We start from the raw sequence: 20,714 nt of genomic DNA, 5'->3' as shown, positions 1-20,714 counted from the left end.
AACATTGGAGGATTCTGAAATGGGATTGTTTGAAAATGTATATATGTTTTTCTTACTTTTAATGGGGATTGGTATAGGTGTAGGTTTTTTGCTTCTAGGATATGGATTTAAAGGTTTTTTACTAGGCGCTTTTGTGACAGTTGCTTTTGGTATGATTTCATTTACATTTGCAGTAATTGTCTTGATTGTATTTGTCAATATAGCATTAAGACCCATTAATAAAACAGTTAATAAATTCCTGATTCCATTAGCTATTATTTGTCTTGTAATTGATGTATTTAAATATACTAGCAAAACAGAAAGTGACGAATCAAACACGAGATACGGTACTCATCTTGTTGCAGAAGATGATAATATTACTTTTTACGAAGAGCCTGTCGAGGAAATGAATCGTGATAATAATGAAGTTAATGAGGAAATTGATACAAATGAAAATAAGGTAGATGACACACAAAGTGTTCAAGCTGATTTAGATATAATACCTGTTTTAGGTGCAATAAATACAACAGAATCAGCAAGAGAGCAGATAAATTATTTAATTTCCGCCTACCTAGAAGTTTATACCACAGAGCAGGCGTTACAGCTTGTACACTATATACATCCATCTTCTCCATTCTATCAAGAGCAAGTTAGTTATATGGAGTCTATAAATAAACAGGGTATAGATATTCAATTGATTGATTTTTCCATTATTTCGATGGAGCAAGTTGCAGAGCATAGGTACGAAGTAAGTGTAGAGGAGCATTACACAATAGACAATCCTGAAAAGGGAAGTAAAGATGTGCAACAAAATAGCAAATATACAATAGAATTAATTGATGGTGAATTCTATATTACAGGGTTAGAGATACTATAATTAAAAATGAAGGGAGCGAACTACAATTGCTGCTTCCACTCCTTTTACTATTTTAGCAATCATCTAATTTACATGAAATACTCTTGGATGTATAATATTGTAAAATGTCTATTTAGTATAGGGAGAGCGGTGATTGTGATGTCAAATAATGAATCAGGTACTTTTGAGTTAGTACTAGCAAATGCTATAAAGATTCCAGGTATTAAAGTAAATCGACAAGAATTTCTAGCTAAAAACTTTTCGGATAAAGTTTCTTCAAGTCAACTAGTCACAATAATGGAACAGGGTCCTATTGAAGCTAATGTTAATAAGGCAACAATAGATAAAATCGCAAAAGGATTAATTAATACTCGAACATTAACAAGTACAGGTGCATCTTTTGTAGCAGGGGTTCCTGGTGGATTAGCTATGGCAGCGACAATTCCAGCAGATACTTTACAATTTTTTGGAGTAGCTTTACGAATGGCACAAGAATTAGGATATTTATATGGGTATGAAGATTTCTGGGATGATGATGATATTAATATTGAAAAAATTAATGGTGACTTGGTTCTGTTTTTAGGAGTTATGTTTGGAGTGGGGGGAAGTGCAGCTGCTATTAAAGTTCTTTCATCTAAACTCTCCCAACAAGCACTAAAAAAAATTCCCCAACAAGCATTAACTAAAACTATATACTATCCTATTATCAAGAAAACGTTAGGATTCATAGGTGTGAAAGTAACAAAAGATACATTTGCTAAAGGTGTTTCTAAAGCTATTCCGATATTAGGTGGGATAGTTTCAGGAGGTATAACGTACGCTTCAATGTCAAAAATGGGGAGTAAGTTACAGTATGCTCTCTCAAATAATCTTACATTGTCAGAAGAAGAAATTATTGACAGTTTTAATGAATTGAAAAAAGAGCACCCAGATATTATAGATGTGGATTTTGAAGAAGTACTAAAATCTTAATTAAAAAACCCTCACTTAGCCACATCACGGAGAACCGTATCATAAGTAAGTGCGGTTTTTAATAAACCATCGATTACAGTAGATTTATTGTAGTTGGTGGTTTGTTTTTGTTAGATAGTAAATAGAAATTTGCAGATAGATTACGGGAGGGCGTAACATATTCTAGAAGAAAGCTAAAGAAGTGAGATAAGAATTAGTGATCAATATTGCCACGCCAAACATTTATTTGATAATGTTTGGCGTGATTTTATTTAGTCTTCTTTATAACCTAAATCATTCAAAGTTAAATCTTTATAATTTTTACCAATTCTATACGATGTGATACGCTGATTTCCACTAGCCCCTTCAATTATATTTCTTTCTAACCAAGTATTAGCCCATTTTGTAATCGTTATTGGTTTCACTTGGAACAGTTCAGCAATTTCTTTTGGTTTAACAGGTCTATTGCGTTCAATTAAATAGCGAAGTAACGTTTTTTCTTTTGGCTCTAACGATAAGATACGCTGATCTGTAGTGGAGGTAGCAAATTGGATAGATAGATTAGCAACTTTTTCATAGGCAAGTGCCATTGTTCTAAGGAAATACTCAATCCATGGAGCTAAATTTTTTGGATTTTCACGCCCATCATAATAAAGAGCGGGTAAGCCCATTTGTAAATGTTTGTAGTAGCCTTGTAAATCTTCAACATAATATTCTTCAATAGAATGGAAGCCTTTCACATCATAATTAGTTGTTGATAAAACATAAGATGCTAAAGCTCGTGCGGTACGTCCATTACCATCTTCAAAAGGATGAATCGTTAGTAGTTGATAAGTAACAATTGCAGCTTTAATCGGAACAGGCATTTCGTTTTCTGACTGTATCCATTTAACAAAAGATTTCATTAACGCAGGGACATCAGAGTATTCTGGAGGAATATAATCGGGTTGTCTTGTTTGATTATCGAAAACAGCAAATAGTACTCCTGGAGGCATTGGTCCACGGTAATTACTTTTAGAAGACTTTCTACCTGAGCCATGTTTAACAATGATGGAGTGTAACTTTTTAATAAAATCTTCAGTTATGGGTGTATTTTTATTTTTTTCTTGTGTTAAAAACGAAAGGGCTTCCCAATAATTTCGTACTTCTTCCTCGACAGGTATTCTTAAGTCGTCCTTCTTTTGTTTAACTACACGTGCAACCTGTTCTAAATCTAAAGTATTCCCTTCAATTCGTGTTGAGTAATGGGTTGCTTTTAATTTAGCTTGTTCTTTTAAGTCACTTTCAATATGTGCCGGAATAGGCATTAGTTCTACGATAGATCGAGAACGTTCAATTGACATTAAATCTTTTACAATAGCTTGCGTGTAAATAAATTTTGGTGTGTACAGATGAATCACCTCAAATAGAATATAATAACGTACGTTAATTATACGCTATTCGTATGCTAATTTATAATTTAAATACGCTATTTATACGCTAAATTTAAATTAATGATACGTTAATTTGTTGAGATATTTTGATAGCGAAATAATTGGTTATTTTTTACTTTTTCTAATTTTGAGTTTAATTTAAGGATACAAAAATCTGGTGCAAAAAATTATAATGAATTTAGATGAATCGGAATAAAAATTGAGTTTTAAAAAAACGGAAAGGCACAATTTGATGAATATTGAACAACAACTCCATCAAGCCCTTTTAGAAATCGAACATTTAAAAAAAGAAAATGCACATTTGAGGGGATTGCTTAAACAAAAGCAAGTTGAACCAAATAAAATAGTAGAGCCAGTTAAGCGAGCTAATCATAACGAACAATTGAAAGAAAAAATCCTTCAAAAAAGAGTGCAGATTTTTAAAAGTTTATTCCGCGGAAGAGACGATGTTTATGCTGTTCGATGGCAGTCTAAAAATAATAAATCAGGCTATACACCTGCCTGTTCGTTAGAGTGGCAGCCTCCGTTATGTCAGAAGCCAAATATAAAATGTTCGCAATGTCAGGTTAGAAAACTAATACCTCTTAGCGATGAAACGATTTATCGGCATCTTTCAGGAGAGATTACTATCGGTCTATACCCATTGTTAAAAGATGAAACGTGTTGGTTTTTAGCAGTAGATTTTGATAAACGTGATTGGCAAAAAGATATTCAAGCATTTGTAGATACATGTCAACAACTTGATGTACCTGTTAGTATTGAACGTTCGAGATCTGGAAATGGAGGACATGTGTGGCTGTTTTTTAGTGAGCCCATTTCAGCAAAAGTAGCTCGACAATTGGGGCATTTTATTTTATCAGAAACGCTCTCTAATCGATATGAAATCGGAATGGATTCCTATGATCGTCTATTTCCAAATCAAGATACTTTACCAAAGGGAGGATTCGGAAATTTAATCGCACTTCCTTTACAAAGAGGTCCTCGAATACAGTTGAATAGTGTATTTGTAGATGAAAATTTTAATGCTTATGAAGATCAATGGGGATATTTAGAAAAAGTTCGTAAATTAGATTTAAATGCAATCAAAAAAATACTATGGGCAACTTCTCAGCCGAAGCAGATTATACAAGTGAAAGAAGTGAAGGATAACGATGTAGATAAGCTTCCATTAGCTATTACAATCATCGAAAAAAACGGACTATATTTAAATAAGCATGAAATTCCTTCGCAAATAATGCATGAGATTTTAAAGTTATCCTCAATAAAGAATCCTGAATTTTTCAAGGCACAGGCTAGACGCTTAAGTACGCATAGTATACCTAAAAATATAAATTGTCATGAGGAAACTACTGACTTTATTATTATCCCTCGCGGATGCAAGGAAGCGTTAATAAAGGTATTAGAGGGCAGAGGAATTACGGCTTTATTTGACGATCAAACACAATTAGGTGAAACAATTACATCTAACTTCAAAGGGAATTTAACGCCAGAACAACAAGTAGCGGTAGAAAAGCTTTTGGAACGTCCAATAGGAATTTTATCGGCCACAACAGGTTTTGGTAAAACGGTTGTAGCTGCATCACTGATAGCGCAAAGAAAGGTGAATACATTAATTATTGTTCATCGGAAACAATTAATTGAACAATGGAAAGAACGTCTTAATGTTTTTTTAGATAAAGATACATTAATAGGTCACATTAGTGGAGGGAAAAATAAGCAAACATTTAATATTGATATAGCCACAATTCAAAGCTTAAATTATCGTGGAGAAATAAAGGATGAAGTGAAAAACTATGGTCAGGTTATTGTGGATGAGTGTCATCATATTTCAGCAGTAAGCTTTGAAAAAGTAATGAAAAAAGTAGAAGCTAAATATATTTGCGGTTTAACGGCTACTCCTACTAGAAAAGATGGTTTACATTCAATTATGACGATGCAATTAGGTTCAATTTGCCATAGAGTTACAGCTAAATCCTATTCAAAAGTACATTCATTTGAGCATCTTCTATATCCTCGTTATACGCAATTTAAAGATAATACAACAAATGATTCTAAAAAAATTCAGGACGTTTATAAAGCACTAATACAAGATGATGTTCGCAATCGATTAATTTTTGATGATGTGTTACAAGCTTTAGATAACGGAGCTACCCCATTGATTTTGACTGAAAGAGTAGAGCATGTGAAAATTTTAGAAGGTATGTTTAGAAACTTCGTAAAAAATTTGATTGTGTTAACGGGCGGTATGAAGTCTAAGGAGCAATTGGAGAAATTAAATGCATTGCAAAATTTAAATGCGAATGAAGAGCGGCTCATTATCGCAACAGGAAAATATATAGGAGAAGGTTTTGACCATGCAAGTTTAGATACATTATTTTTAGTGATGCCTTTATCATGGAAAGGAACATTGCAGCAGTATGTTGGTAGGTTACATCGGGTAGATGAAAATAAATCAGTAGTAAAGGTATATGATTATGTTGACCGAAAAGAGCCAATGCTGCAGAGAATGTTTGAGAAAAGGTTGAAGGCTTATCAATCAATGGGATATAAACTTGTTGATGAAAATAAAAGTAAGTTATCAAGTACAGAGCAAATAAAGTTATTTTGATTTATATGAAAGTGCTAGAGTAAATAGATATCCATATTAAATATGTACTTCTTTTCTTTATTATAAACGTTAGTTAAATAACCGCACTTAGCTACATTACGGTGAACCGTATCATAAATAGAGGCAAAAAAAGTTGTAAATAAGGTGGTATTTTGTGGTCGTAAGCGAATTTTTGGGATGAAAATTCATCTTCCGTATTTGCTTCACGATATAAAAGATGAAGAAGTATAAATGTTTTCGACACGTTTACTTCCGAAAAATCGAAGTCGAGTTCAATCGTATCAATGGAGCGCGGTTTACCGTTTTGATGTTTCACAGTAATCTGTCCAATTAGTAATTGTAGTAACCGTTTTTGATGTTCACGTGGCGCACATTGATAAGCGTCTAAAAATCGTAATAGCAACGTCTGAATTAATTCAGGCTGAATAACCTTTGAATCGTTAGAGCTTAGTTGCGCGGTAATTTCGTTTTGTCTTTGCTCTAAAGTTGTCTTTTCAGTAGTTAGTTTTTGAAGGCGCTCTTGCAGTATTGTAACGGGGAGCGTCTTTTGTTCAAAGGCATCTAAATATTGGTGTTGAAGCGACTGTATTTCGAGCAGTCGTTTTTTTATGTCCTCAAGCTCGTTGGTTAAGGAATGGAGCAATTCAATTGACGTCGTGTTAAGAGCTTGTAGCTTTGAGAACAGCTGTTGTTCGCTATGTGCAAATTGTTCAATTCGCTCAATAAGTTGCGCTTCCGCTTCATACGCTTTCGTTGAGTTCGCACGGCAGGCAGACGAGCCTTTATTATGAAAGTCACTGCATACATAATAGCGGTATTTCTTTTTAGTGCCGTCTTTTGATTTCCAAGTAGTAATGGCTGGCACCATACCTTGGTTACAAGTAGGACAGCGTAGCAGACTACTAAGTAAAAAAGGTTCGTTTGATTGGCGCTGTTTAAAGGACCTACTATTTCGTCGTGCTTGCACGATATTCCAAAGGTCGTCTGGAATAATTGCCTCATGTTTACCTTCAACAATGATTGGATTAGGGTTTTTGCCTTTTCTGCGCTTGCTATCCCAATTCTCAACTTTTGCCCAACTAATTTTGCCATTGTAAACGATGTTGTCCAAAATTTGTGCAACACCATTAACCGAAAAATGATGTCCGCGTTTCGTTCGATAACCTGCCTTGTTCAAGTGATTAGCAACTGCTTTTAAACCTTTGCCTTCCGCGTATAGTTCAAAGGCTAATTTAACAATAAATGCTTCCTTTTCGTTAATGACTAACGCTTTATCGACGACGTCATAGCCGAATACGATGCCCCCATTCCAATAACCTTCATATGCGCGTTGCTTCATGCCGAGTTTTACGTTTTCTGATAGCGTATTACGTTCCATTTCAGCAATCGAAGCCATAAGCTGAACAACTAAACGTCCAATTGGGGTACCTGTATCAAAGTTTTCAGAGTAAGAAATGAATTTTACATCGTTCGCTTCAAACAAGTCTAATAACGTAAGTGTATCTAACATGTTGCGTGATAGACGTGAGATTTTCCAAACGAGCACAGCTTGGAACTTATTGTTCTCGACATCAGCAATAAGTTTTTGAATTGCAGGGCGACCTGTAATGTTTTTACCACTTATCCCTTCATCGACATATTCACCAGCAATTTCCCAACCGTATAGCTGTGCATATTGTCGTAATGTTTGTAGTTGCGCGGAAATACTATAACCTTCTGTTGCTTGTTCCTCAGTCGACACCCGACAATAAATCGCTACTTGTCTAATTTCATTCATGATAAATCCTCCTTTCACCGCCATTTTAATATGAAACGAAAAAAAGAGAAAGGAAGTGCACCTTTCTCTTAAATAGCCTGATTTAAATACGTTAAATCAAATTTATAAATGATGTCTTTAATTGTTCGGTTCTTTGTTTTGTCACCTGGATTAACGTGGATTTCTTTAATTAAAGAGTGTAAAAGGAGCTTTTTGTCCGCGTCATCTATCGTATTAAAAAAGTGAGTAAAGTCCTTTAATGAATGGGTAACAATAGCTGTTAGGACGTGTTTATCACATAGTTTTATATGCTGATTTATGCTTTCGATTTGCTTTACAATTGCTTGCTCCTCTTGTTGTACATCGCGCATTTCTTCTTTAAATGTTTTTTCTGTGATAATGTCCCGCAAGCGCCAATTCATTAGTTCTTTTCTTTTTTGTTTTAGCGTTGTTAAATCAGCTTCTTGTTTTTTCAATTGCTGTTGTAGATCTATCACTGAATTCATTGAATTAGATTGAAGCGTACTTATTAATGGCTCAATGAGATTATACTTTTGCAAAGTGGCAAATACTTGTGCATATACGGTGTTTTCGGCGTATTCCTTCGGGATCAGATTTGCCGAGCAGGCAGAGGAACCGCTATTTTTGTTGCGTGAGCATTGGTAATACTTATACTTTGGGCTACTGTTTCCTTGAACCATTGGACCGCCACATTCTGGGCATTTTAATAAACCAGATAGCGGAAAACTGCCAGGGTGAATTTTCTCTTGATAATGACTATTCTGTTTCATTACATTTTTTGCCTTATTCCATAATTCAATGCTAATAATTGGCTCATGCTGACCTTGGTACAATTCACCATTCCATTTGATTTTCCCGATGTAAATCGGATTCGTCAAAATCGTTTTTACAGCATAAATAGTCCAGTAGTTATTTTTCTTCGTCCGACTACCTGTATTATTTAACTCCGAAGCTATTTTTTTATAGCCCCATTGCTCGTTTGCGTATTTATCGAAAATAAACTTTACGATTTTAGCTTCTTTTGGGACGACTTTTAGCTGTTTAGAGGAGCATGTGTAGCCGTAAACAATGCCTCCATTAAATAAGCCATTAGACACGCGTTTTTGCATACCAGAACTTGTTCTACTAACGATCATATCCCTTTCTATATCTGCCATTAGTGAAGAGAAATAGTACATAAGTTTAGCCTGAGGGGAATCGGTATCGATATTATCAGCAATACAAACGAGTCGTATTTTTAGTTGATTTAATCGATGATAAAACTGAAGCGCCTCGACATTGTTACGAGAAATGCGGTCCGAATCATATACAACGACACAATCAATTTTATTAATTTTTTTAAAAATGAACGCATACATTTCTTTAAATTTATCGCGGTTATTAAAAGTTCTACCTGATTTAGCGCCTTCATCAAATATTTGGACAAGAGTCATGCCATTAGTTTTACAAAACTTCTTAATTTCCTCGGTTTGCTTTGCAATAGAAGTGTTACCTAATTGTTTTTCTGTACTTACACGAACGTAGCCAACTGCACGCATACCTATCACGCTCCTAATTGATTTTGTTTATGTTGCTCGCAAAGAGTATTTTCATATTTAAGAATCATTTCTGAGAGGACATTTAAAAAATGGCGGGCATGGTACTTTTCCAGCTCATCACCCATGAGTAATTGTTTTTCCATTTCATCATGGAAATTTAAAGAAGGAAAATGTTTCATAGAGGATCATCCTTTCGAGGAATTTTATTGGGGAAGGCTAACGCAGAAAATGCGCAAGTAGCCTATGTAAGAAGGAAGGCACAAAAAAACTGGCTTATTTAAAGATACATTCATACTTAGAGGCGCACTTAGCCTATAAATGGGCACAAAATACCCATTGATTGCTAAAAAGCACTCTAAATAAAAACATGTATTTCTAAATAAGCCAGTTAAAACTATCGGAAAATAAATCAAAAACTATATGTTAAATTGCCTATATTCAATTTTTGATTATAAAATACAACAAATTTTTTTCTGTGTCAACAATATTAATGAATTTTTTTGAAATTAAAAGAGAGCCAGACGCATCCAGCTCCCTTAAGTGCAAGCCGAAGCTATACACCGCGATTAGTTGTATCTTATGATACTACAAGTGATTTTATACGTAAAGTATTTACTCAGATATAATTAGATAATTTATTTATTTTTTTCTTGAAATCAGAACCCATAATAGATGTATGAATAGGGATTGGGATACTTTCACGAAGTTGTTCTGATTCATTATGGAAACTTTTAATGGTTCTTTTCAATTCGGTTTTAGTTACACCTAATTTTTTTAGTAAGAAAATTACGAGGATAAAATAATCAATAATATTATCAAAAGTAATATTTTCTATCAAGCGTGTTGATTATCTAAATATTGGCTATTCATTTGCGTGTTGTGAGAAGGAAAACGCTTTGTCTAAAGCATTCTCTCGTTGATTGGCGTGAAAGGTGGCGACTCTAGCGGAAAAAGTGCGAGCTGAAAATCCATTTATTTCGGCATTTGCCGAAATAAATGAGTTGAAGCCACACCCGCAGAAAGCGTCCACCTGTAACAGAAATCAATGAATTCTAAGCGATTCTCTGTAAAATAAAGGTTAATCAACACGCATGATTTTCTATATTAGTTTCGCTCTGTACATATTCTTTTAATCTTGAAGGTGGATTGGTTTTCTTAAATCTGCAATCAAAAACAACAGAATTATGAGCAACTGCATTGCGTAATTCTTTAATCAAGAAAATAATATCTTCAACAATTCGACCGTTTTGATTATGTGAGGTAGTGTGAAGGCATAAGTCTTCAGCAATTTTAATTCGAGCATCTTTATTTAAACATTGTAAGAAAAAACCGAAAACCCCTAAGTTAATTACTTCAAATATAGCCCATAAAGGCATCTGTTGATTTGTGTGAAAGAAATGTTGGATTACTGCAACTTTATCGGAATAATTATAGCTTATCGCTTCATTTATTTTATTTCTAAGTTCTAAGCGCTTTTTCATTTTATCTCGATATTTACTATTACCTGTATTTTCGCTTTTATAATCATTTAGTAAATTCGCGAAAATATGATCAAAATCAACAGGACCTAAATTGATTAATGTATTCAAAGTATAGTTTTTTATAGCTGTTTCTATAAACATAATATTTGGGTAAAAAATTGTTTTTAAATTTGAATCGAATTGATAAACGGCTACGACTTCATCAAATTTAGTATAAGGGATTTTATGTTCTGATTGACCGATAAAACGGTAACCTTTAAATCCATGATAATAGCCCATATTTAATAAATCTTTTTTATTCTTACTGCCATTTATTTCAATGTTATGAGTATCTCTTAGATGCCTCATTAATCCATTTACGGTTTTACCTCGAACCAATATATTCACTCCAGTCATTTGAATATTTTAATTACTATTAAGTTGATAATTTATCAGTTAATGCATGATTATACGGACATAGAGTAAGATAATCAATATTTGTATTTTAAGAATTCTTCTAAATTAATTATATGCATAATTTAAAAAATAAAACAAATAGAGTAATAATTTACTTTGTCAACTATAAAATAGATAAAAAATAATTTGGATTACCAATTAGGTATATTTTAGGAGGTAATGAGATGAAACAGGTAAATGTATTTGACGAAGCATTTGCGGACAAGTTGAAGCGACTCAGAAAAGGACGGGGATTAACTTTGCAACGATTAGGCGATATGACTGGCGTAAGTCCAAGTTATATATCCAGATTAGAACGCAACGAAAAGCAATCTCCATCGTTCCCGATTTTAGTGGAACTCGCGCGTGCGTTAAAGGTAGATGTATTGACGCTGGCAGAAGGGTTAGTTAAGCAAGAAGATGAAGTAGTAGATCTGTATTCGTTAATGTTCAAGTCGCCGTTGCGCGTAGCGGACAAGATTTTAACTGAGGAGGAAACGAGGCAGGTAATTCATTTAATTGAACGTATTGCAGAGTTTGACTGGAATGAACAATCAATGTGGCGCGAACTTTGTGAAATAGGGAGTTTAATAAATGCTTTCAAGGGAATGCACGCTGTTGAGCCGAGGATGTAATTGTTCTCGGTCTTTTTTATGTATAGAACAGGGTCCGACAATAAGAGGGCTTTTCAATTCTTGCATTGTTTGTATAATGGCTATGATAAAATTTAAAAAGGAAAAATTCATAGGGGGTCTGGGACGTAAAAATAGACTAAAGAAATCATTCGTATCAATGATTCAAGGCTTCCCAGAATTTTAACCATCAACTGAAAAGGAGCGTACTTTATGATAATTCATACAGCAGAATTGACATTTCATATTGAGAAAAACGACCTTTACACGTTAGAAGAAAACTTAGGCGATAGTTACAAAAAGGCAAATGACAAATTTCAAATGCTGTACGGCGCATACTTTAATAATGCTTATACAATTCAAGTTATCGAGAAGTTTGGGAAATGTTATCTCTCTCTTTTTGTAGATGCGGTGCGCCTGCTCGGAAAACCCAATATTCTTGAAGGAGATTATCCCCTTATTAAACGACGTATTATGGAATTGTTGATGCTACTCATTGGACATACAGACTGTTATGAAAATCATACACTCAAAAGAATTGATTATCGCTTAGACATTTTGATTGAAGACGAGCATATCCGCCAACTTTATTTCCATATGATAGGGAAACATATTAACCAATATAAAAAGCAAATCAAGCGCAAAGGTGGAAAAGATAAACACACAGGTGAAATGATTAAGTATAAGACAACAGTGTATCACAGCACTCAAGAATCCATATCAGTTTGTTGTTACGATAAAAGTGCCGAACGCGAAGCAAAAGGATGTGCTATTGAATCATATGAAAGAAATGTTATTCGATTTGAAGTTCGTCTTAGATATGAACACCTACGTTATAGAGCCTCGAAAAGATGTAAAAATCCCTTGCCGATGCAACTTGAATATTATTTGAAAGAAACCCTCTATTATGAATATCTTCAAAAGTATTTACTGCCGATTTATCCTCAAGGTGATTATTACAGATTCAATGAAGCAGAGAAAAAAATTCGCGCCTCTCATTTTACACCTGACGATAAGAACATGTTGATAACCGCACTTCGAAAAATTTCAACGTATGGATTAAGTACATTGAAAAAACAGTTAACCCCATATAAATATAATAAAGTATTACAGCTACTAAGGGATTTTTCAATCAATCCCATCCTCATTCCGAAAAACTACCCAAACGCTCCGAAGAAATTAGAAAATCCATTAAACGCGCTATATGCAAAATATGAATTATAATGATAATTCTATTTGTAATGAATTGCAGAATATAATCGAAGTTCGATGCAAGATTATCATCCAATGTATATTCATGAATCTATTTGTCATCGAGTTATATTGCAATTGTATTCGTAATAGCAATATGTTTGGACATCTATTTCATATTAGATTAGCGATTATAATCGAAGTTCGATTAGACATTTGATTATATTTACTATGTACAGTTGAAATCGTTGCCTTTGTAACGATTTAAAAAATTCAAAAAACATTTTACAAACGCAATCATTTCGTTATATGATGTATTTAACTTAATTGTTAAATAATTCATTTAACTAAATGGAGGTGTGAGTTTTGCTGATAGGAGATATTGCGGATATACGCTCAGGTATGGTCATTACGCGCAAAAAGGCGATGAATAAGAGCGAAGTAAAAGCAACATACAATATGTTTACACTGAAAAACATTGATGCGTTAAATGAACCGTTCGAGTTATTTCAAAGCAATGATGTATTAAGCCCGCAACACTTTACTGAAGAGGGAGATATACTATTCCGATTAAATTATCCATATTCGGCGGTATATATTGATAAATCAAGAGCGGGGTTATTAATACCTTCTACTTTTGCTGTCATTAACGTACAGGTTGATTTCTTCTTACCCGAATATGTTGCATGGTATTTGAATACAGCGCCAGCAAAAAAAGAATTAGAAAAAGGGCAAGCGGGTACGAAAATTCCAAGTACGAATAAGGCGACATTGAGCGCCATTCCAATTGAAGCAATCGATATAGGGAAGCAACGAAGCATTGTCCAATTGTACAAGCTTCATCTACAAGAAAAACAGTTATTAACATCTTTAATAGAAGAAAAAGAAAAGCTATTCCAAGCACAAGCAAATAAAGTGCTTCAAGGGATATAACAGGAGGATTTCACATGGCAGAAAAAGTTTCGCAAGATCAAATTAACGGTATACTATGGCAGGCCGCGGACACGTTCCGCGGAAAAATCGACTCAAGTATTTATAAGGACTATATTTTAACGATGATGTTCATTAAATATTTAAGTGATTCATACAAAGAGCATTTACAGGAATATACGGAACGCTATAACGGTGACGAGCAACGCATTCAACGCGCACTGACACGTGAACGCTTTGTATTAGATGAAAAATCAACATTCGACTATCTTTATAGCAAACGTACTGACGCTGAAGTAGGCGACATTATTAACAAATTATTAGCGCGCATTGAGGACGAAAATACAGGTAAACTTCGTGGCGTCTTCCGTAACATTGACTTTAATAACGAAGCGGTTTTAGGGAAACCGAAAGAACGTAATGCGATGCTACGCACATTGTTAGAAGACATTAATAAGCTGAATTTAAAGCCATCTGTTATTGGTGATGAAGATGTTATCGGCAATGCCTATCAATATATGATTGAGCAGTTCGCATCTGACGCAGGGAAAAAGGGCGGAGAGTTCTACACGCCAACAATGGCATCAGAATTATTAGCACGTATAGTTAAACCACAAGAGAACGACCGAATTTATGACCCAACTTGTGGATCAGGCTCATTACTAATCCGCGTTGCGAAACAAGTACCAAATAACAAAGTAGCAATTTACGGACAAGAGCGTAACGGCGCAACTCACTCGCTGGCATTAATGAATATGTACTTGCATGGTATTGACGACGCCAATATTGAATGGGGCGACACGTTATCAAATCCACTTCATTTAGAAGACGGTAAATTAATGAAGTTTCAAAAGATTGTTGCGAATCCGCCATTTTCATTAGACAAATGGGCGATGGGCTTCGCAGGTGACGGTAACGATGATAAGAAGTTTAAGATGGAAGCAAGTTTAGATCAACACCGCCGTTTTGAATGGGGCGTACCACCAACGTCTAAAGGTGACTATGCATTTATACAACACATGCTTTATTCATTAGCCGAAAATGGCACGATGGCGACAATCTTACCACACGGCGTTTTATTCCGTGGTGCGAGCGAAGGGAAAATTCGTAAAGAAATCATCGAAATGAATTTACTGGACGCGGTAATTGGTTTACCAGAAGGACTATTTTACGGTACAAGCATTCCAGCGTGTATTCTTGTATTCAAGAAAAATCGCAAACATGAAGATGTACTATTTATTGATGCATCAGGTGAAGGTAACTACGAAAAAGGTAAAAATCAAAACAAGCTACGTGAAGAGGACTTACAAAAAATCGTAGCGACATATGAGAACCGTGAAACGATTGATAAGTATTCATATAAAGCGACTAAAAAAGAAATCCAAGACAATGACTACAACTTAAATATTCCTCGTTATGTTGATACATTTGAGGAAGAAGCTCCAGTTGACATGGAAGTAGTGAAGCAAAACATCGCTGATATTAAGAAAGAGTTAGCTGTTGTGGAAGCTGAGATGGAGAAGTATTTGAAAGAATTAGGATTTTAAGTTGTCAAGTAATTCTTGATAACTGATATTTTACAAGGAACTATTCGGTTTTTCCGAATAGTTCCTGAAGAGATGAACAAAATGAGTTGAACCTGTAAGTAACTCTTACAAGTTGAAAGAAAGGGAGGATGCAATATGAGTGAAATTGAAAAATATAGTGAACAAACTTTTGAACAACATCGAAATGTCAATGAATACGGAGAAGATTTTTGGTATGCAAGAGATTTAGCTCAGATATTAGACTATAAACGTTTTGATAAGTTTTTGAATGTTATTGATAAGGCAAAAACAGCCTGTATAAATAGCGGTTATGAAGTTGAAGACCATTTTTCCCAAGTGGGAAAAATGGTTGAGCTCGGATCAGGTGCTATTAGAGAAGTCGAAGATTATGAACTTTCGCGATATGCTTGCTATTTAGTTGTCCAAAACGCTGATCCAAAAAAAGAAGTTGTTGCATTAGGACAAACATATTTTGCGGTACAAACAAGAAAACAGGAACTTCAAGATCAATTTGAAACGTTAGATGAAGACAAAAAACGATTAGCAATTCGAAATGAGTTAAAAGAGCACAATAAATCATTACAAGAGGCGGCCATGCTTGCAGGTGTAGAAACGAATTTAGATTATGCAATTTTCCAGAATCACGGTTATAAAGGTTTGTATGGTGGTTTAGATGCTAAAGGAATACATGCACGTAAAGGTCTGAAAAAAAGTCATAAAATTTTAGATCATATGGGAAGTACCGAGCTGGCGGCCAACTTGTTCCGCGCAACACAAACAGATGAAAAACTTAGAAGAGAAAATATACAAGGTAAAGATAATGCCAACCGTACGCATTATGAGGTCGGTAAAAAAGTTAGACAAACTATTGAAGACCTTGGGGGAACAATGCCTGAAGATTTACCGACACCTGAGAAAAGCATTAAGCAAATTGAGAGAATTGAACAAAAGAAATTATTAAACAAGGAAAAATAGAGTTGTTAAAATAAAAAAGATTGAGGTGTAAAGGATGCAAGCGCCCGATATTGAAATAAAAGAATGGAAAATTGTTCAACTTCAAGAGGTTGTCAGAGTATTTCGTGGAGCAAGTCCCAGACCTAAAGGTGATCCACGTTACTATGGTGGGTCTATTCCAAGGGTATTAATTGAAGATGTTACACGTGACGGTAAGTATGTTACACCTCGTGTAGATAGTTTAACAGAGGAAGGTGCCAAAAAGAGCAGGTACTTAGAAAAGGACTCTGTAATTCTTAGTTGTTCTGGAACAAGAGTGGCAATCCCTGGAATATTGGCGGTTCCTGCATGTATCCACGATGGTTTTTTTGGATTTGATAATTTCAAGGATTTAGTACCTGAGTATCTTTATTATTTATTTGAGCAATTGCATGAGAAAATGCAATCCTCTGCAACAATGGGTGGTGTGTTTAATAATCTTACTACACAGATAATGAAGGAAATGTATATTGATTTACCGCCCTTAAATGAACAGCGAAAAATAGTCGATATTTTAAGTACATGGGACAAAGCAATTGAACATTTAGAGAAACTTATTGCTAAGAAGAAAGTACAGAGGAGGGGATTATTTCAGAAATTATTAACGGGGAAAGTAAGGTTGCCAGGTTTTCAAGAAGAGTGGACAAAGATTAGATTAGGGGACTATTTAATAAAGCATAATGAAAAGTCGCAATATAATAATCAATACCCAGTTCTTACTTCCTCAAGAAAGGGGATATTTTTACAAAAAGAATATTATTTAGGTAATGAAGTCGCAAGTGACGATAACACAGGTTACAATGTAGTACCGTATGGTTATTTCACCTATAGACATATGAGTGATGATTTAATGTTTAAATTTAATATAAATACTATAGTGGAAAGAGGTATAGTAAGTACCTTATATCCAGTTTTTACAACTAAAAACTTAAATAGTGAATTTCTATTATTAAAATTAAATGAAGGAAACGAATTTAGGAAGTTTGCGAAAAATCAAAAGCAAGGTGGATCAAGAACTTATATTTATTTTTCTAAACTCGAAGAATTAATATTAAATGTCCCTTCAGTGAACGAGCAAAAATGTATTGCCGAATTATTTAAAACTATCGAAAAAGGAATAGAACTTAGTGAAAAGGAATTGAGTGCCTTAATAAATCAAAAAAAAGCTCTCATGCAACAACTCCTTACAGGAAAAATCCGAGTGAAGGTGTAACGCCTTTACTCCTTTCCTTCATTTATAGATTGGAGGTGGCGATGTGTCCACTGAGCAACTTTATGATGAAATTAATATTAGCCAACAGCCAGCGCTCGAAGTGTTGCAACGTCTTGGATATACTCAAATTCCAACTGAGCAAGCGGAGCAAATGCGCGGGAATCTTTATAACGTATTACTTCGCGACGTGCTGGAAGATCAGCTACGAAAAATAAACCGCTATGAATACAAAAATGAGTATTACGCCTTCAGCGAAAATAATATTCAGCAAGCAATTCGCGATTTAGACGAGCCGTTAACGAATGGGCTTGTAAAGGCGAATGAAGCGATTTATGAAACATTTATGTTAGGAAGAAGCTATACGGAGTTCCTTCCAGACGGCTCAAAGCAATCTTTTACACTACAATTTATTGACTGGGATAATATCGAAAACAATGTTTTTCATGTCGTTGAAGAGTTTTCTGTTGAGCGCGCGGATGGCAAGCTTGTGCGTCCTGACATTGTCCTTTTTATAAATGGTATTCCTTTGGCAGTTATTGAGTGTAAAAAAGCATCCATCTCTATGAATCAAGGCATCAGCCAAATGATTCGTAACCAAAAGAAAGAATATATCCCACAGTTGTTTAAGTTTGTTCAAATTGTCATGGCGACAAACAAAAATGAAACGCAGTACGCAACGTGTGGTACACCGAAAAAATTCTGGTCCGTTTGGAAAGAGGAAGAGCAACAGTGGTTAGAACAATTGCTACAAAACGCGGTAACAGATCGCTTACCAACGACGCAAGATAAAAACATTATTTCTTTGTTCCATCCTGCGCGTTTACTTGAGCTCACTGCTTTTTTCACTTTATATGACAAAGATGTTAAGAAAGTAACTCGATACCAACAATACTTTGCGATTAAACAAATTTTACAAACAATCGAACAGCGTGACGAAAACGGCAACCGACAATCAGGTGTTATATGGCACACGCAGGGATCAGGGAAATCTTTAACAATGGTGATGCTTGCTCGTTACATTTTAACTGAGCTATCAGACGTGAACCCAAAAGTGGTTGTCGTAACGGACCGCGTCGAATTAGATAAGCAAATTCATAAGACGTTTAATCATACGCGTTTAAAAGCAAGCCGTGCGAATTCAGGCAATCATTTAATTGCATTGTTAAATGACGGTAATACTGACATCGTCACAACTTTAGTGCATAAGTTTGACACAGCGCAGGCGAAGCAACAAGTAAATGAGTCACGCGATATTTTCGTTCTTGTAGATGAATCGCACCGCACACAATACGGCGAGCTTCACAATAAAATGAAAAAAGTATTCCCGAACGCATCATATCTTGGCTTTACAGGTACGCCGTTAATGAAAAAAGAAAAGAGCACAATGATTAAATTCGGTAAGCTTATTCATAAATATACAATTGCAGACGCGGTGAATGATAAAGCGATTGTACCTTTATTATATGAAGGAAAAATGGTAGATCAAACGGTTAACAAAACAGCAATCGATAACCGTCTAAATATGATTACACGTCATTTAACTGATACGCAAAAAGAAGCGGTAATGAAAAAGTGGGCGCACTTTGAGCGTATTGCCTCGTCAGATCAACGTATTAGTATGATTGCTTTCGATATTAACGAGCACTTTAATCGTAATTATAAAACGCAAGGCTCACAGTTTAAGGCGATGCTTGCGACAAATAGCAAAATGGAGGCAATTCGCTATTTAAATTTCTTTGAGGAATTTGGCGACTTAAATTGCGCGGTTGTTATTTCACCTCCAGACCAGCGTGAGGGGCATGACGACATTGATGAAGATTCACAAGATTTAATACAGCGTTTTTGGAAGAAGATGATGGACCGCTATGGAACTGCTGATGCTTACGAGGATGCCATTAAAGACGAATTTATAAACGGTGATGACATTGATTTATTAATCGTCGTAGATAAGCTGTTAACGGGCTTTGACGCGCCACGTGCATCGATTCTTTATATCGACAAGCCGATGAAGGAGCATACATTACTACAAGCGATTGCGCGTGTTAACCGACTGTATGAGGGGAAGGATTACGGTTTAATTATTGATTACCGTGGTTTGCTTGAAAAGTTAGATGAAGCATTACAAATGTATTCAGGTGGCGGACTTGAAAACTTCGATCCAGAGGACATTCAAGGTGCGATTTATGACGTCATCACAATTATTGGTGACCTTCGTCAATATCACTCGCAATTGTGGGACATTTTTGCATCTGTTCGTAATAAGTCTGATGTTGAAGAGTATGAAGTCTTGTTAGAAGATGAAGAACTACGCAACGATTTTTATAATATCTTGAGTAAATTCGCTCGTAATCTGGCTATTGCTTTAGAGTCGGAGCGTATATATAACGCCTTGCAGGAAGAGGAGCTTTCTAAGTATAAGAAAGATTTGAAGTTCTTCCAAGAGCTACGCAAGGCAGTGAAGTTACGCTATTCAGATTCGATTGACCATAAAGAATACGAAGCGAAAATGCAAAAGCTAATGGATCAATATATTTCAGCTGAGGATATTATTCGTATTACAAATCCCGTCGACATTTTGAATGAAAAAGGATTCCAGGAAGAGCTGGACCGTCTTGGCTCAAAGCGCGCAAAGGCGGACGCCATTCGTACTCGCTTAACGAAAAGTGTTAGCACTAAATGGGATGAAAATCCTGCTTACTATAAGAAATTCTCTGAGCGCATTCAAGAGGTGATCGATCAGTATAAAGAGAAGCGCATTTCAGAGGCGGACTATTTAAACTCAATGAATGAATTGTTAAATGAATTCCGTCAAGGCGAGCCGAAAGAGGATTATCCAGCAATCATTAAAGAAAACGGTCATGCACAAGCGTTTTATGGCGTGACAAAGGACCTTTTAACGATGAAAGATGAACAAGTATCTTATGGCGAAGAAGACTTTGCGAATTTAGCGTTAAAAATGGATGTGATTATTAAACGACATCAAAAGGTAGACTGGCATAACAACCCACAAATTCATAATCGTATTGCACAGGACATTGATGATTTATTGTTTGATTTCTCAAATGAAAATAATGTAACATTAGATTTCGACACAATCGATAAAGTGATTGAACAAGTAAAAACAGTAGCCATCAAGCGTTATTAAGGTAG

The 20,714-nt window shown here is 35.1% G+C and carries 15 protein-coding genes; 10 read left to right on the top strand and 5 right to left on the bottom strand.

Annotated elements, in window-relative coordinates; genetic code table 11:
- The first annotated feature begins 19 nt into the window (after positions 1–19).
- Positions 20–856, top strand: a complete 837-nt coding sequence (locus MHB42_RS20325; protein WP_340808453.1) for a TcaA NTF2-like domain-containing protein — start codon at positions 20–22, stop codon at positions 854–856.
- Between the two features lie 138 nt (positions 857–994).
- The gene (locus tag MHB42_RS20320; RefSeq protein ID WP_340808452.1) at positions 995–1,807 is read left to right on the top strand and encodes a bacteriochlorophyll 4-vinyl reductase; all 813 of its coding nucleotides are present in this window, start codon (positions 995–997) and stop codon (positions 1,805–1,807) included.
- A 251-nt stretch (positions 1,808–2,058) separates the two neighbouring features.
- Here MHB42_RS20320 and MHB42_RS20315 read toward each other — a convergent pair whose 3' ends face one another.
- The gene (locus MHB42_RS20315) at positions 2,059–3,186 is read right to left on the bottom strand and encodes a Fic family protein (RefSeq protein WP_340808451.1); all 1,128 of its coding nucleotides are present in this window, start codon (positions 3,184–3,186) and stop codon (positions 2,059–2,061) included.
- A gap of 265 nt (positions 3,187–3,451) precedes the next feature.
- Between MHB42_RS20315 and MHB42_RS20310 the strand changes: the two genes are divergently transcribed.
- Positions 3,452–5,827, top strand: coding sequence for a TOTE conflict system archaeo-eukaryotic primase domain-containing protein (locus MHB42_RS20310; RefSeq protein ID WP_340725440.1), 2,376 nt, complete (start codon positions 3,452–3,454; stop codon positions 5,825–5,827).
- A 91-nt stretch (positions 5,828–5,918) separates the two neighbouring features.
- Here the strand turns inward: MHB42_RS20310 and MHB42_RS20305 are convergent, their stop codons facing one another.
- The 4 genes from MHB42_RS20305 to MHB42_RS20290 all read right to left on the bottom strand — a co-directional run bounded on the left by MHB42_RS20305 (position 5,919) and on the right by MHB42_RS20290 (position 11,001).
- Positions 5,919–7,604: a recombinase family protein gene (locus MHB42_RS20305; RefSeq protein WP_340808450.1), complete on the bottom strand. Its 1,686-nt coding sequence runs from the start codon at positions 7,602–7,604 to the stop codon at positions 5,919–5,921.
- A gap of 68 nt (positions 7,605–7,672) precedes the next feature.
- On the bottom strand, positions 7,673–9,142 hold the full coding sequence (locus MHB42_RS20300; protein ID WP_340808449.1) for a recombinase family protein: 1,470 nt from the start codon (positions 9,140–9,142) through the stop codon (positions 7,673–7,675).
- Positions 9,143–9,147: 5 nt separating this feature from the next.
- The gene (locus tag MHB42_RS20295) at positions 9,148–9,321 is read right to left on the bottom strand and encodes a hypothetical protein (protein WP_340808448.1); all 174 of its coding nucleotides are present in this window, start codon (positions 9,319–9,321) and stop codon (positions 9,148–9,150) included.
- A gap of 903 nt (positions 9,322–10,224) precedes the next feature.
- Positions 10,225–11,001 carry an Abi family protein gene (locus MHB42_RS20290; protein ID WP_340808447.1) on the bottom strand — a complete coding sequence of 259 codons (777 nt, stop codon included), beginning with the start codon at positions 10,999–11,001 and terminating at the stop codon, positions 10,225–10,227.
- Between the two features lie 242 nt (positions 11,002–11,243).
- Between MHB42_RS20290 and MHB42_RS20285 the strand changes: the two genes are divergently transcribed.
- From MHB42_RS20285 to MHB42_RS20255, 7 genes are all read left to right on the top strand, one after another.
- Positions 11,244–11,693, top strand: coding sequence for a helix-turn-helix domain-containing protein (locus tag MHB42_RS20285; protein WP_340808446.1), 450 nt, complete (start codon positions 11,244–11,246; stop codon positions 11,691–11,693).
- Positions 11,694–11,903: 210 nt separating this feature from the next.
- On the top strand, positions 11,904–12,914 hold the full coding sequence (locus MHB42_RS20280) for a replication initiation factor domain-containing protein (protein ID WP_340808445.1): 1,011 nt from the start codon (positions 11,904–11,906) through the stop codon (positions 12,912–12,914).
- Between the two features lie 333 nt (positions 12,915–13,247).
- On the top strand, positions 13,248–13,814 hold the full coding sequence (locus MHB42_RS20275; RefSeq protein WP_340808444.1) for a restriction endonuclease subunit S: 567 nt from the start codon (positions 13,248–13,250) through the stop codon (positions 13,812–13,814).
- 14 nt (positions 13,815–13,828) lie between these two features.
- On the top strand, positions 13,829–15,358 hold the full coding sequence (locus MHB42_RS20270) for a type I restriction-modification system subunit M (protein ID WP_340808443.1): 1,530 nt from the start codon (positions 13,829–13,831) through the stop codon (positions 15,356–15,358).
- Positions 15,359–15,493: 135 nt separating this feature from the next.
- Positions 15,494–16,333, top strand: coding sequence for a DNA damage-inducible protein D (dinD, locus tag MHB42_RS20265; protein ID WP_340808442.1), 840 nt, complete (start codon positions 15,494–15,496; stop codon positions 16,331–16,333).
- Between the two features lie 34 nt (positions 16,334–16,367).
- Positions 16,368–17,564: a restriction endonuclease subunit S gene (locus MHB42_RS20260; protein WP_340808441.1), complete on the top strand. Its 1,197-nt coding sequence runs from the start codon at positions 16,368–16,370 to the stop codon at positions 17,562–17,564.
- Positions 17,565–17,607: 43 nt separating this feature from the next.
- Positions 17,608–20,709 carry a type I restriction endonuclease subunit R gene (locus tag MHB42_RS20255; protein ID WP_340808440.1) on the top strand — a complete coding sequence of 1,034 codons (3,102 nt, stop codon included), beginning with the start codon at positions 17,608–17,610 and terminating at the stop codon, positions 20,707–20,709.
- The last annotated feature ends 5 nt before the right edge of the window (positions 20,710–20,714 follow it).

This window comes from Lysinibacillus sp. FSL K6-0232, assembly GCF_038008325.1.
Classification (GTDB): Bacteria; Bacillota; Bacilli; order Bacillales_A; family Planococcaceae; genus Lysinibacillus.
Note: the sequence above shows the minus strand (reverse complement) of the source record. Positions and strands in the feature narration are given on the sequence as shown.

Coding starts and splice junctions, on each gene's coding strand:
- MHB42_RS20320 (WP_340808452.1), top strand. CDS start 995: ATGTCAAATAATGAATCAGGTACTTTTGAGTTAGTACTAGCAAATGCT.
- MHB42_RS20280 (WP_340808445.1), top strand. CDS start 11,904: ATGATAATTCATACAGCAGAATTGACATTTCATATTGAGAAAAACGAC.
- MHB42_RS20285 (WP_340808446.1), top strand. CDS start 11,244: ATGAAACAGGTAAATGTATTTGACGAAGCATTTGCGGACAAGTTGAAG.
- dinD (WP_340808442.1), top strand. CDS start 15,494: ATGAGTGAAATTGAAAAATATAGTGAACAAACTTTTGAACAACATCGA.
- MHB42_RS20295 (WP_340808448.1), bottom strand. CDS start 9,321: ATGAAACATTTTCCTTCTTTAAATTTCCATGATGAAATGGAAAAACAA.
- MHB42_RS20260 (WP_340808441.1), top strand. CDS start 16,368: ATGCAAGCGCCCGATATTGAAATAAAAGAATGGAAAATTGTTCAACTT.
- MHB42_RS20310 (WP_340725440.1), top strand. CDS start 3,452: ATGAATATTGAACAACAACTCCATCAAGCCCTTTTAGAAATCGAACAT.
- MHB42_RS20270 (WP_340808443.1), top strand. CDS start 13,829: ATGGCAGAAAAAGTTTCGCAAGATCAAATTAACGGTATACTATGGCAG.
- MHB42_RS20305 (WP_340808450.1), bottom strand. CDS start 7,604: ATGAATGAAATTAGACAAGTAGCGATTTATTGTCGGGTGTCGACTGAG.
- MHB42_RS20300 (WP_340808449.1), bottom strand. CDS start 9,142: ATGCGTGCAGTTGGCTACGTTCGTGTAAGTACAGAAAAACAATTAGGT.
- MHB42_RS20325 (WP_340808453.1), top strand. CDS start 20: ATGGGATTGTTTGAAAATGTATATATGTTTTTCTTACTTTTAATGGGG.